This is a genomic window from Paraburkholderia hiiakae, from assembly GCF_904848665.1.
Lineage (GTDB): Bacteria > Pseudomonadota > Gammaproteobacteria > Burkholderiales > Burkholderiaceae > Paraburkholderia > Paraburkholderia hiiakae.
Genome location: NZ_CAJHCQ010000001.1, coordinates 303,136 through 316,288 on the forward strand (window position 1 = coordinate 303,136; position 13,153 = coordinate 316,288).

The 13,153-nt window shown below is 58.6% G+C and carries 10 protein-coding genes; 2 read left to right on the top strand and 8 right to left on the bottom strand.

Features of this window, described 5'->3' with window-relative positions; genetic code table 11:
- Window positions 1-34: 34 nt before the first annotated feature.
- Together JMY28_RS01370 and gmd are read right to left on the bottom strand one after the other, a co-directional pair.
- The gene (locus tag JMY28_RS01370; RefSeq protein ID WP_201693831.1) at window positions 35-934 is read right to left on the bottom strand and encodes an NAD-dependent epimerase/dehydratase family protein; all 900 of its coding nucleotides are present in this window, start codon (window positions 932-934) and stop codon (window positions 35-37) included.
- The gene (gene gmd, locus JMY28_RS01375) at window positions 934-1,968 is read right to left on the bottom strand and encodes a GDP-mannose 4,6-dehydratase (protein WP_201693833.1); all 1,035 of its coding nucleotides are present in this window, start codon (window positions 1,966-1,968) and stop codon (window positions 934-936) included. The genes JMY28_RS01370 and gmd overlap by 1 nt, the downstream gene beginning before the upstream one ends.
- Window positions 1,969-2,611: 643 nt before the next feature.
- Between gmd and JMY28_RS01380 the strand changes: the two genes are divergently transcribed.
- Window positions 2,612-3,913 (top strand): O-antigen ligase family protein, encoded by a 1,302-nt coding sequence (locus tag JMY28_RS01380; protein ID WP_201693835.1) that lies wholly within the window; start codon window positions 2,612-2,614, stop codon window positions 3,911-3,913.
- 272 nt (window positions 3,914-4,185) lie between these two features.
- Window positions 4,186-4,788, top strand: a complete 603-nt coding sequence (gene cysC / locus JMY28_RS01385; RefSeq protein WP_236596649.1) for an adenylyl-sulfate kinase — start codon at window positions 4,186-4,188, stop codon at window positions 4,786-4,788.
- 40 nt (window positions 4,789-4,828) lie between these two features.
- Here cysC and JMY28_RS01390 read toward each other — a convergent pair whose 3' ends face one another.
- From JMY28_RS01390 to JMY28_RS01415, 6 genes are all read right to left on the bottom strand, one after another.
- Entirely contained in the window at window positions 4,829-6,712 is a 1,884-nt protein-coding gene (locus tag JMY28_RS01390) for a polysaccharide biosynthesis protein (protein WP_201693837.1), read from the bottom strand.
- A 361-nt stretch (window positions 6,713-7,073) separates the two neighbouring features.
- The gene (locus JMY28_RS01395) at window positions 7,074-8,096 is read right to left on the bottom strand and encodes an MraY family glycosyltransferase (protein WP_201693839.1); all 1,023 of its coding nucleotides are present in this window, start codon (window positions 8,094-8,096) and stop codon (window positions 7,074-7,076) included.
- Window positions 8,093-9,076, bottom strand: coding sequence for an NAD-dependent epimerase/dehydratase family protein (locus JMY28_RS01400; protein ID WP_201693841.1), 984 nt, complete (start codon window positions 9,074-9,076; stop codon window positions 8,093-8,095). Before JMY28_RS01400 ends, JMY28_RS01395 begins: the two co-directional genes overlap by 4 nt.
- Before the next feature lie 191 nt (window positions 9,077-9,267).
- Entirely contained in the window at window positions 9,268-10,014 is a 747-nt protein-coding gene (locus JMY28_RS01405; protein ID WP_201693843.1) for a hypothetical protein, read from the bottom strand.
- Between the two features lie 140 nt (window positions 10,015-10,154).
- Entirely contained in the window at window positions 10,155-10,514 is a 360-nt protein-coding gene (locus tag JMY28_RS01410; protein WP_201693845.1) for a hypothetical protein, read from the bottom strand.
- Window positions 10,515-11,111: 597 nt separating this feature from the next.
- Window positions 11,112-13,061, bottom strand: a complete 1,950-nt coding sequence (locus JMY28_RS01415; RefSeq protein ID WP_201693847.1) for a DUF7024 domain-containing protein — start codon at window positions 13,059-13,061, stop codon at window positions 11,112-11,114.
- Window positions 13,062-13,153: the final 92 nt, after the last annotated feature.

A 13,153-nucleotide genomic window follows, 5' to 3' on the forward strand; every position in this document is an offset into this window, starting at 1 on the left:
CCGTAGTGGCATCGCCCCTGTTTGTCTCTGCAATTCAGATGCGATCACCGTCTGACAACAACCACTGCAGCGTTTCGTCGAGAGTCGGCGCGTCGAACTGACCAATGGCGCTCATCAGCTTCCTGTTATCCCCGCATTGCGATTTCACCTCGTGCGGACGCACAAAGTTGGGATTGGTCCGTGCCTCGATATCGTGGCCGGTGATCGTGGACATCGTCTGCAGCACGTGCGTGAGCGTGACCGCATGGCCCGAGCACACGTTGAATACTTCGCCGACTGGCGCCTTTTCTAGCAGACGGCAATATACGTCGGCCACCCAGCGCACGTCGGAGAAGTCGCGAGCCACATCGCGATTGCCCAGTTCGATGACCGGCGCGCGCCGACGGAAATGATCCGCCATTTTCGCAACAAGAAAACTCAGCGATTGGCCAACGCCGATGTAGTTGAACGGCCGCACCGTGATGATCGGCAAGCGGTCTGTCCAGAGCTGCGCCATGTACTCAAGCGCGACCTTGCTTACAGCGTAGTCATTCGCGGGATGATACGGCGCCGTTTCGGGAATCGGCAGGCCTAGCGGGCCCGCGCCGTAAATGTTCGCACTGCTTGCGAGCAGCACCGCCGTGGGCTTCTTTTCGCCCGCTGCGAGCGCCTCGAGCAGATTTCGAGATCCCGCGACGTTGGTTGCGTAAATTTCGCCCGGATTCCCATGCCCGACGAACGAGATGGCGGCCAGATGCACAACCCAGTCGGCTCGCGCACGCGCCACCACCTCCGCGAGCCCTGCACGGTCCTGCAAGTCACACGCGTATACGTCGGGGGCGGGCACATCACAGCGTCGCACGAGACTCGAAACCTCATGGCCGCGAGCCCGCAATGCTTCAGCAACATAACGCCCCGTGAAGCCCTCGGCTCCTGTAATCAGCACTGAAGCCATTAGACCGACGTCTCCTTCTTGTTGCGCGCAACGTCCGCTTCGATCATCATCCGGCATAGTGTTTCAAGTGACGTTTTCGGCGCCCAGCCGAGCTCTTCGCGGGCCTTCTGTGCATCCCCGATGAGCAGATCGACCTCGGCCGGACGGTAGAACCTGGGATTCACGCGTACGATCGTCTTGCCACTTCTGGAATCACGCCCGATTTCGTTCTCTGCGCTGCCTTGCCATTCGATGTCGATGCCAAGACACTTTGCCGCCGCGTTGGCAAAATTACGCACGGTCTCCGTGCGGTTCGTTGCAAGCACATAGGTATCGGGGCGCTCGGCCTGCAACATGCGCCACATGCCGTCCACGTATTCCTTCGCGTAACCCCAGTCCCGCTGCGCGTCGAGGTTTCCGAGCTCGAGCACGTCGAGCTGGCCCAGGCTGATCTTCGCAAGCGAGTCAGTAATCTTGCGCGTGACGAATTCGCGGCCGCGCAGCGGCGACTCGTGATTGAAGAGAACGCCGCTGGACGCAAACATGTCGTAGCTTTCGCGATAGTTCACCGTGATCCAGTGCGCGTAGAGCTTGGCGACACCGTACGGGCTGCGCGGATAGAACGGCGTGGACTCCTTCTGAGGGATAGCCTGCACCTTGCCGAACATCTCTGAAGTGCTGGCTTGATAGAAGCGCGCCTTCGGATTGATAATACGCAGCGCCTCGAGGAGATTCAGAGCGCCGACGCCGGTCACCTGCGCGGTAAGCGCCGGCTGCTCGAAAGACACGCCCACAAAGCTCTGGGCGGCGAGGTTGTAGACCTCGTCGGGCTGAGCACGCTCCATCAAGCGAATACAGCTGCCCGCATCCAGCAGGTCGTGCTCGACGAGACGCAAATTCTGGTGGCCGGCGACGCCGAGCTCTTCCAGGCGCCAAAAGTTTACGGAACTCGTCCGGCGGTAGGTGCCGTAGACGATATAGCCTTTTTCAAGGAGCTGCTGCGCAAGGTATGCGCCGTCCTGACCGGTAATGCCAGTAATGATTGCCGATTTCACAATGTTCTTCCCCTCAAGAATATGAATGATGCCATGGGGAGACTTTTCGCGAGCCGTATCGAAACATTCACTGGTTTGAGATACCGATTACGGTCGCACAACTTGGCTGTGCCTTTCACGCGCTCGGCGCACGCCGGGTGTCTTTTTGGTCCAAGGCCGAAACTTGCCGATACGAAGGGACTTCGTATTTGCTGCATTAGAGCCTGCGCGCGCCATCGCGATCCTTGGGTTGCTCGCCGACGCGGACGGGCAGATCCTGGAGCGCAAGCATGGCTATGTCAAGGTGAGCGATACATTGGTCCGAACGGTAATTCAGGAGGTCCGGTTATGGAAACTGCCGGCCATCCGGAAGTTCGCGAACCTCCCACGCTCAAACGACACCGTCCACGATCAGCCGCAATAATCGAATCGACCCCGTTTCTTCAAGCGCGCCGACCCATGACTGCCCGGTCCAGGTCTTCATGCACGGGGATTGTTGCTGCCAGCGGATGATCGGCCCGGGAGCGAGTCTAATTTCTCCGCAAGTTTCGAGCGCGAAAACAGGTATGCGTACAATGGAGGATTTCCCGTCATGCTTCACACCCGTCATGCTGCGGAGTGAGGACATACTGAGCAACCTCCCTAATTGAAAAGCAGTCCAGCGATGCCGACAGCAGTTACGATTGATTCCCGACGCACCGCACCAGGCGACTGGCTGACGGCGGCCTTTCTCCTGGCTTTTCCCGCTATCGCCATGCTCGTGCAGGGCGCCTCGAGCGCCGTGTCGATCGGCGCGGGTGTCATTGCGGTCGGCGCGCTGGGCTGGCGCCCCGCGGGCGCCACTTATGGTTACGCGTCTCCCGGCCGTCACGGGCTGGCGTTCTGCGTGGCGCTTTGCGCCCCCGTGGCTGCCGTCGCCCTCAGCACGCTCTCGCACGGCCATCCCCTGTTCCGGACCTGGGACTCGCCTTCGCGGTTCCTGCTCGCGATCCCGATCTTTCTCGCCCTGCGCCGCGCGCCGCAGCGGATCTTCATCTGGGCGGACATCTCCTTTACGCTGGGCGCTTTCGCCGCGCTCGCGATTGCGCTCTTCCTGCCGCGTGACTGGGGCGATGGCCGCATCGGCAGTGCGTTCCTGAACCCGATCCATTTCGGCGATCTCGCGCTCGCGCTCGGCGTGATCTCGGCGATTACGCTGAACTGGTGGCGCAAGGATTCGGCCTTCGCGCGCGCGCTTAAGATCGCAGGCCTCTTTGCCGGGCTCGCAGCTTCGCTGCTCTCCGGCTCGCGCGGGGGCTGGGCGGCGCTGCCGTTCGTGGCGATCCTAATCGTGTGGGAGCTCGGCCGCAACAAGCCGCTACAGTGGAAAGTGCTCATGCCGATGGCCGTCGCGCTGCTGCTCGCGCTCGTGTACGGGCTGTCGGGGACGGTACGCGATCGCCTCGGCGATGTATCGTCCGACCTGGCACAGTACACGCAGGGCCACCGCGACACGTCGGTCGGCATCCGCCTGCAGCTCTACGAGGCGGCATCGACGCTGATCGCCGAACATCCGGTGCTGGGGCTCGGTGCCGACGGGTTTCGCGACAAAATGACATCGATGGCGAAGCAAGGTGCGCTTACGCCCAAGGCGGCGGCATTCGGCGAGGGCGAAGTGCACAACCAGCTGCTTGCCTACATGGCCAACTACGGCATGGTGGGCGGTCTCGCGCTGCTCGCAATCTACGTCGTGCCCGCGGCCTTTTTCGCGGCGAAGCTGAAGTCCGCGTCGAGGACGACGCGTCGCACGGCGCTAATGGGCCTGTCCTTCGCGCTGATGTTTTTCATATTCGGGTTGACGGTCGAGACCTTCGACCTGAAGAGCACGGTATCTTTCTATGCGACCGTACTGGCCGTTCTCGCGGCGATCGCGGAACGCGTGGATTCTGAACGCCCGAGTTCACCAATACTGGAAATACGCGTGTAACCCGACTCCGACTGCAAGCCACTCTTCCTGGCCTCTGGCCATGCAAGGGACGATTGCGATCACCGCGCGTCCTCGTACGTTCCGACAGGTCCCTTACCCAAGTCACCGACTAACCGGCCTGAACACTACGACTCCCTGCTCTCCGCTTATTCCATTGAGTTATACGCTTAAGAATTTGTTGCGGCATATTACATACACGTTACAGCAATAGTTTCGACAGTTAAAATGTTGTCTCTGGCAAATAGGGTTTGCGTTGAGCGAGGCAGCAAGCAGTGGATACAACAACGTCGGCAGGAATTGTCATCTGGCTCACCGGCATGTCCGGCGCAGGCAAATCCACCATTGCGCGCGCATTGGTCAGTCGACTGCAAACCTTTGAGCGTCGAGCAACGATGCTCGACGGCGACGTGCTGCGCACGGGTCTCAACGCGGACCTAGGCTTTAGCGATGCCGAGCGCACGGAAAATCTCCGACGTGTCGCCCATGTAGCGGCACTCTTTTGCAATGAGGGGTTTGTGGCCGTCACGGCGACCATTTCGCCTGAACCCGAGCATCGAGAAAATGCACGGCGCATTATCGGGGAAGGGGCGTTCGTCGAAGTGTTCGTCGATGCGCCGCTCGATGTATGCGAAAAGCGAGACCCCAAGGGTCTATATCAACGCGCTCGCCGCGGCGAGATCGCGCAGTTCACCGGTATCGGCTCGCCCTATCACCCACCGGCTCACCCGGATCTCACGATTCGTACTCAAGGCAACACGGTCGACCATTGCGTCGATCATGTCATTGATTACCTTGTGCGTGGCCACCGTTTCGCAATTGGCAGTAGCGGATCGCTCACCGGGGCACGTCTTCGCGCGGCGACCGCTGGGAAATAATCTACATACGGCGAAGCGCTCCAACCACTGCGTACCTGAATCAGCCAGTTGCTCTTATCGACGTTCCGCCGACACTCTGCAGCTTCGACACACTCGCTGGCTGATATTCTGGCACCCAACGGCGAAGGTCCCGACGCACTTCGTCGTCACCTGGAACACGGTGCTGCATTAGCCACGGCAACAACTCGTCCAGCAGATTGACCGGAACCTCGCGAGCTCGCGCGATGCGCAGTTTGGGGTGCGCGGTGCGCGTGGTCATCTCGTCATCGGCCAGCAACTCCTCGTAAAGTTTCTCGCCGGGGCGCAAGCCGCTGAACTCGATACGAATCTGATCTTCAGCGAAGCCATAAAGGCGGATCAAATCACGGGCCAGATCGACAATCTTGACGGGTTTGCCCATGTCGAGAATGAAGATCTCACCGCCCTGCCCCATACTGGATGCCTGAAGCACAAGCTGCGCCGCCTCGGGGATCGTCATGAAAAAGCGGGTGATCTCGGGATGCGTAACAGTGACAGGACCGCCTCTGGCGATCTGCTGCTGGAACTTCGGGATCACGCTTCCCGCACTGCCTAGTACGTTGCCGAAGCGGACAGTCTCGAACTGGGTGCGTTCGCTTGTCTGCTGCAGCGCCTGGCACGCCATCTCGGCGAGGCGCTTGCTCGCACCCATTACGTTAGTCGGATTCACGGCCTTGTCGGTCGAGATCAGCACGAAATGGCGTACGCCGTTGCGAATCGCCGCGGTCGCGACGCGGTACGTACCAAGCACGTTATTGCGCAGTGCTTGCCATGCGTTGAGTTCCTCCATCAATGGCACGTGCTTATAGGCGGCCGCATGGAAGACGATATGCGGAGCGTAACGCGACATGACGTGGTCGAGCAGCAGCGAGTCCTTCGCATCGCCGATGAACGAAATAATCGCCTGCTCAGGGAATCGCTCGCGGATCTCCTCGGTGAGCCGGTAGATCGCATACTCGGACAAGTCGAATGCGATGAGTTGCGCGGGCTTGAACTTCAGAATCTGACGGCAAAGTTCCGAACCGATCGAGCCGCCCGCGCCGGTAACCATCACTACCCGATCTCGCAGCAGCGCCTCCACGTGAGCGGTGTCGATGCTGACCGCCTCACGGCCGAGAAGGTCCTCAAGATCGATCTGTCGAATCTGCGACAGGAACCCCTGGCTAGGCATCAGCGCAGTGAGCGAAGGCAAAACCATCGCCTTGACGCCAAGGCGCACGCACAGCGTGGCGAGGCGTCGCTGCGTCTCCACTGCCGCGGACGGGATCGCGATGATTACATGCTCGACTTTGAGCGTCTCTGTCCAGCGCGCTATCTCATCTATCCGGCCGAGTACCTTATAGCCATAGATCTCGCGCCCCCGCTTCGCGACGTCGTCGTCCAGAAGACCAACGAGGCGCCATTCGCCCGAGCGCGACAGTTCACGGGCGAGGCTCGCGCCTGCTCCTCCCGCCCCGAGGATCAGCACGGGCTTTCCTCGACCAACGAGGCCGCCGTACAGATAAAACTCCTTGCTGGCTCGGTAGATGGCTCGCGCACCGCCCATCGCGAGGAACAGCACCATCGGCGTGAGCAGGAGAACCGAGCGTGGAATGATCGGTTTCGGCTGGAACATGACTGCGCCAATCATTACAACGAGCGCACCGACCATGATCGCCTTCGCGATACGCATTAGATCGGGCAGACTCGCGAATACCCACAAACCGCGATACAAGCCAAAGGTACGGAACATCGCCCCATATACGGGGAGGACCCATAGGAGCGCTGCGCAAGCGCCCCTGAAAAAGGGAGCCGGAATTTCACCGTTGAAGCGAACAACGTACGCGACGAGCCACGCGGCCGCTGCGGCCAGCATGTCAAAGAAAAAAACACTGAACGACAACCAAGACGCCTTGGATCGCAACATTGGCGGCAAACCTCGAAATTATTTCGCGTCAGATTCTGGAGAGCATTTTGGGGGGCATATCGATGGTGATCCCCGGAGGTCAATCTCCATACTACGTACGCAGCAAAACCAGGCCATTGCTGCCACTAGGACTCCATGCCCGCGACGCCGCAGCAGATATTATGCCCGCAAGCCCGGCAGCATACCAACCGACCGGCAGCGCCGCGTCCTGATCTTAATGGTTGCAGTGCACCGCAAGAATTTCGTCCGCGAAACAAACGTCTCGGCGATGTTACAGATGCATCCGCAAGCAAGGCAACAAATAGGGGCGCCGTCGATTCGTCGGCCTGGAGGGCCGGCGTGCCAGCAGGTGCGGGCGCGACTACTTGGTGTGAGCTGCCTGAAATGTTCGCCACCGCGCATCGATGATCAGGCCGCAGCACCCAAGTACGCCGTACCACACCGCAAAAATCAGCCATTGCTCCCAGGCTGGCCGACTCAATGCCCAAAACGCGAGGATGACGGCCGCGAGCATCGTGGCATACCAGTAGATGGCGGTGCGACGATGACCAACACCCGAGCGAACCATGCGCTGATAGTAATGCTCGCGGTGCGCTTGCCAGAATTTCTCACCTCGGCACAGGCGCCTTAGTAAGGTGATGGAGGCATCCGCAATAAAAGTGGAAAAAACAATGGCTGGAAACCAAAGCGGCCAGACGTCGCCGCGCCAGCCCCAATAGCCAAGCGCGCCAGCCAAAAAGCCGAGCGTGATCGAACCGGCATCGCCCAGAAACAATTTGGCCGGGTGGAAGTTGAGAAACAGGAAGCCGAGGGCCGCGCCGGCGATGGCAGCGCAAACCACGGCTAACGCGGGCGATGGGCTCCCTCCAGCCAAGGCCGCGGCCCCATAGGCCGCGAAACCGAACAACGCCATGCCGCCTGCCAGGCCATCGGCACCGTCCATGAAGTTGTACAGGTTGATCATCCATAGCATCAGGAAGCCAATCCCTGCGAGCAGCCACCAAGGAGCGTCCGCCGGCCGGAAGACGATCAGAGCAACAACTGCGGCGAAATGCGCGGCAAACCTCACGCGCGCCGGCAAATCACGGCGATCGTCGATCTGCGAGACCATCGCTAACGCCGCCGCTGCGGCCGCGATCAGCCACATCTGCGACGCGTGCCATAAAAGCGCAGCGAGGGAAACCGGTACGATCCCCCAGCCGCCGACTCGTGGAATTGGCGTGGCGTGCAGTGAGCGATGATTCGGCACATCTGTTGCGATCCGCCATGCGAGACCGGTTGAGAGCAGGCATCGAAGGATGAGAAAGCATGCCAGGGCTGATGCCCCCGCCACAAGCAGCACAATCCATCCCGATGTTGCGAGTATGTCGAAAGCCCCCCTCATGCCAACCCTTGCTCCTTGCGCCAAGCGCGATACCACTCGGCCGTCGCCCGTAATCCATCATCCAGCGTATAAGGCGGTTGCCACCCGGACAGTTGTCGCCGAATCTCCGATGAATCGAGAACCAGTCCTTCTGTAAGGCGCTCAATCTGTGCCGATTTTCCCGTGAGGTGGCCAGCGAGTTTAAGCAGCGGCACGGGCACGGGTATGAGGCGCGCCGGGCGGCCTAGATGCGTCCCGATGGCGCGCAACAGATCTGCGACAGAGGGCGCGACCTCGTCAGCGACGTGAAAGCAGGCGTTTGCCGCTCGCGCATCAAATGCGCAATGCATAAGCGCGTCGGCCAGATTGTCGACGAACAGCAAGCTGCGCCGGGCGACCACCGCCCCAAACGGCAGAGGGACTCCGCTCCAAACCGCATCGAGCATCTTCCGAAAGTTGGCGCCGACGTCCTGACCGTACACGAGCGGAGGTCGCACGATCACGACATCGAGCCCCGTTTCGTGGCGCAGATCGGCCAGTGACCGCTCCGCTGCAAGCTTTGAGCGGCCGTAGGCGTCGTCGGGGAGCGCAACCGCGTCTTCGCGCAATGGCTCACGCGTGCTCCCGCTTCCCGCTATGGCTTTGATGCTGCTCACGTAGACGAAGCGCCGCACGCCATTGCGCTGCGCACTACGCGCTACGCGTAGTGCGCCTTCTACATTGGTCGCATCGAATGCTCGCTGCGTCTCGTCACTCTCTGATTCGTTCATGACGTGCACACGAGCCGCGAGATGCACGACACAATCGACATTGCCTGGACTTGCCGGCCATTGCGTAGCGATATCGGCAAATTCTGGAGCTGCATGGACCGATTCCACGACGCCTGCCGGCGCTGTGCCGACACGGCGGACGATACCGGTGACCCGATGTCCGTTACTGACCAGGGTACGGCATAGGGCACGGCCCACGAAGCCATTCGCGCCCGTGACCACGACGTGCATTTGCGTTGGTTCCAGGTGAAGCAGTTAAAAAACGAGGCCCATGATGAGGCGCTCGACGAGCGAAGTCGATAGTTTAACGCGTGGCTCCGTTATATCCCGGTAGCCAGCAGTTCTAGACATTCAACAGCCACGGGCTGGCGGCGTCCCAGTACAAACTTTGGCGCTCCCCTTCAACGTTTCGCCGTGCACGTTCAGTGGCTTACCCCCGGTGCAGGAACGCTATCGTTCGCCCTGGAGGCCGGCGATCTCAACACAAATATCGGAGCGCTCGAAATATATTGATCTAAGTATGGCTCTGCCCAAGGCTGGTAAAGCGAAGATTCGACATCGATGTCCGGGCGGCGGGTGAAGCCTCGTGCGATCTCCCCGGCTGCTGCCGGCAACCCAATCAAGAGAGAAACAGCGATTGCTATCTTCAAGTAGTTGCCAGAATGGCAAATTGCATCCGCGAGAAGTATCGGAAGAACGCTGAGGGCTGGAATGGAGGCGCGCATTCCGAAGTCATTCGTGACGCCTATTTTATATAACGGGATGACGCAGAGAGATGCAATTGCCACCCAAAAATATTCTCGATACTTCTCGCTCGTAAAAAACAGAACCGTGGCCGGGACGCCAATTCCGACCAGGAGAAAGCGCAGGTACGATGCCCATGAGAAGCACGGTCCATCATCCATCGTGCAGGGTAATGTCCATATGAATCCGTGCGGAACCGAACCAGAGCCAGCGACGAGATAGGTGGCAATTGGCAGCGCGACCAGGAGCGTCGATCCAATCTGCTTCCAAACGAGGATCAGTGAGTTGACCCACTGCCGTCTGGGCACCAGCAACAAAAACGGTGCGAGGCCCATCACCGAGAATGGCGACCATAGCAGGATCGCGGAGAAAACGAGTCCCAGGTAGGGAATCAAGTGCGCGTTTTGCCGCTGCGTCAAAAGCAATCCGATTCCAATCCACGAAGAAATTGCGTGCTGTGGGGTCCAAAAGGCCGATGTCGTACTGGCCGGATATGAAATCCATCCCGCCCACCATTGCAGGTGATATATTGGACCGTGCCGGTACCCTGTGAAGGCGTATCCGATTAGGTCAGCCCCACCGAATACGAAAAAAACAACGGAGCGACGAAAGCACCGATCCGGCTTCCAACGACCGCGGCGATGATCCTAAAGAAGATAAAAATTCCGGTAACGGACCATAAAGATAATGCGACATTCTGAGCGTGAGGCGTCACAGCTTTTAAAATGAGCGCCAGGATCAAATACCAACCGAGCGAATAACGAAGCACTCCAGTCTGACCCGCCATTTCCACTGGCCAATGATTCTGAGCAAGTGCATTGAGGATTGCGTAATGTTTTATCCAATCGGTATTTTGATGCAGCGGCCCACCCCCGCCAGAAAGCCAAATCCAGACGCATGCGATGGCCAACAGATAGACGCTCACTAGTGACCCACCCATCTGATCACGCCATCGTGTTCGGCGTATCAGGCTATATGCGCCGACTGCGATGAATGTGCAACCGGGAATTGCCACGACGATACGAATGAAGGTAGCGAAGAACAGAAACACTGGCGCTACCAGATAAAGGATTGCGGACGTCTCAAACCACTCGAAATGCATTTCTGAGTTGTGCATTGTAGAGGTAGCGGCGAGCGAAACGCATATCATGCCACAAGATATACCGGCCACCTGACACGACACTCGAATGTGTTTTTCGAGAGATTTTCGCTGCCGAAGCTCTCTCGTGACGGTGGGCGATGAGCATCCAGCATCCTCCGCCGTCACAGTAACGCATTCGCTCCGCTCGTAGTGCGCAACACACTTGTGCGAGTGCGGTGCCGTCACAGTGACCTTCCCTGCCCTGCCAGTGAAGCAACCGGCCGGCGGCAGCAAACCCAACGGCTTATGTTTGCCTCGCTGACGGCAGATATGAATGCATGCCCGGATCGCTCAAAGGAGAAAGAAGGTCGAAGTTTGCGTCGGACCTTCCCCGCGCCTGCAATTTAAGTCTGCGGAAGCAAATTGTGACGCCTCTCCCTTTCACTTAGCAAATTCGATCTTCTGAATGCCAATACCGAGTTTCCGGAAGTCTTCGCTGACACCGGCCTCCTTAGGAGAAATCGCGTCCGGAAGATCAAAGCGCAATGTTATCTCCCCGTCCGCGGAAGAAGGCAACGGGATACTAAGCGTGCGCTGCGTGCTGTCAAGCGTGAACAGTCGAGGGTCGGCGCCGTTCGCAGAAATGAGGACATTTTGACGACGGTTGCCCGGCGAAAAGGCCGTCAGGCTAACAAGCGCCGAAGTCGCATTTGAACCCTTACACGCCAAAGTGGCATGCGCGCCGTCGCTCCAACGCCCCCAATCTTCGGCGAAACCAAAACCTGAAAGCGCTGAATCGGACAAGTTACCCTGCTTGCTGAAATCGATGATTCGAGGGCACCGAAATTTTACCCCGTTCGCTTCGGCATCAGTGAGATGAAGATAGCCCCCGCTTTGTGTCCCAACGGCTTCGGCGTGCGCCTTGACGGTCGCCACGAGCAAATGCGTTGAGAATGCACAGCCTGCCCCCCCATATATTGGGCCATCGCCACCGAGTAGCAAAACCTTTCTGCAGTCGGGACCCAATATGGCATATGCCTGCTGCAATGCGGGACTCTCTCCAATCCCACCATATCTCTTCGAAAAGATTTCAGCAGGAGGGTTATACACGCGCGGCATATAGGTCTGGACAAGACGTGACGCTGGTGACGGGAACATAGAGCCCGCCTCACTCAACTCTGGCCGTTGGTACGTGAAGGTGAATACGGCACATAGTGCTCCAAGTATCACGACGAGCGCCTTTTGCACCGTGGGCATCCGCGAAAAAGTTCCGACAAGCGAAACCGCAAGCGGATAAAACAGTGGGATGTACCACGTCGCATAGCGCGCGAGGTCGGGAGTCGCTCCGGCATTGAGCTTTTCAGTTGATGACTGCGCCGGCAGATTGATGGCGAGAAAGCCGACGCAAAAGAACACATGGTTCCATAGTCTTTCCCTGTGTGCGCCCGATTTCCCCAGTGCAATCAAACCGTAGATGATAAGGACAATACCGAATGGCCAGTTTGGAAAGAGTCCAATATCTGGATCGAAAAGCCAGACGTAGGCAACCCTGAGATTGCCGCCGATCTTTGCGCCACCGGCTAGCAGTTGTGGATCAAAAACTCCGTAGCGAAAAAAATAGTAAGCAGGGTGCAAAAACACTAAAAGCGCAGAAAGCGCAAGCGCAATCAATTCAAAGAATGAATACACGCGATGCTTGCGCCGATACAAATCGATCAACAGCGGTATGAATGCCACCACCGCAAAGCTAACGTTCTGCGTTGACGCCGCCGCCAGCAGTAGTGTGGCCAGAAAAAATCGCGAGGCCCCACACGCGATAACCCCCCCGAGAACAAGGCAGAACGTGAAGAACTCCGTATGTACCTTGTCAGCGAACCAGATCATGGGTGAGAAAAAAGTCACCAGCAGCAGGCCCCCGAGCCCCTTGCCCCCCTCAAGCCTGAGGGCCATTACCGATACCAATGCAAACAGCACCGCATGGGTGAGCAAAAAGGCACTGTGTGGAGCCAATTTGATGCTCACGACAGCCGGTAACGCGCTTAGCAACGCCGCAAGCCCGCTATATGCCCAAAAATGGTTCACATCTGCTGTCGCGCCTAGCCTGAGAGCGGGAAATTGATTCACCAATTGCCGCAATGGGACCATTGAGTCGATCGCCCCCGTCTTAACCAGCGCGTCATATTGCGCCCAACTGGCCGGAGTCATAAAGGGCCGCAAAGTGTCCTTCCACGCAAGGTACAGCGCGTAATACTCAGACCCGTCGCCTACCCGTGTAGGAGGCAACCGTGTAAGGGCGAATACAAATATGAGCGCCGGAATGAGAAGCGCAATCGCATATTTCCACTTGCGCGTCGCGGGAAGACCCTGCGGAGGTGTCGACACTTCTTGCATGATTTATGTGCTCAGAACTCGAATTCACTTAGACCGTATGCTCAACCGTCTTCCGTTTTAAAGCGGGGTGGTTAGCAAGCGCCGTCGCTCGC

Bases quoted from the DNA above. Each gene is read 5' to 3' on its own strand.
- JMY28_RS01370 (WP_201693831.1), bottom strand. From the start codon at position 934: ATGGCTTCAGTGCTGATTACAGGAGCCGAGGGCTTCACGGGGCGTTAT.
- JMY28_RS01400 (WP_201693841.1), bottom strand. From the start codon at position 9,076: ATGCACGTCGTGGTCACGGGCGCGAATGGCTTCGTGGGCCGTGCCCTA.
- JMY28_RS01390 (WP_201693837.1), bottom strand. From the start codon at position 6,712: ATGTTGCGATCCAAGGCGTCTTGGTTGTCGTTCAGTGTTTTTTTCTTT.
- JMY28_RS01395 (WP_201693839.1), bottom strand. From the start codon at position 8,096: ATGAGGGGGGCTTTCGACATACTCGCAACATCGGGATGGATTGTGCTG.
- JMY28_RS01380 (WP_201693835.1), top strand. From the start codon at position 2,612: ATGCCGACAGCAGTTACGATTGATTCCCGACGCACCGCACCAGGCGAC.
- JMY28_RS01415 (WP_201693847.1), bottom strand. From the start codon at position 13,061: ATGCAAGAAGTGTCGACACCTCCGCAGGGTCTTCCCGCGACGCGCAAG.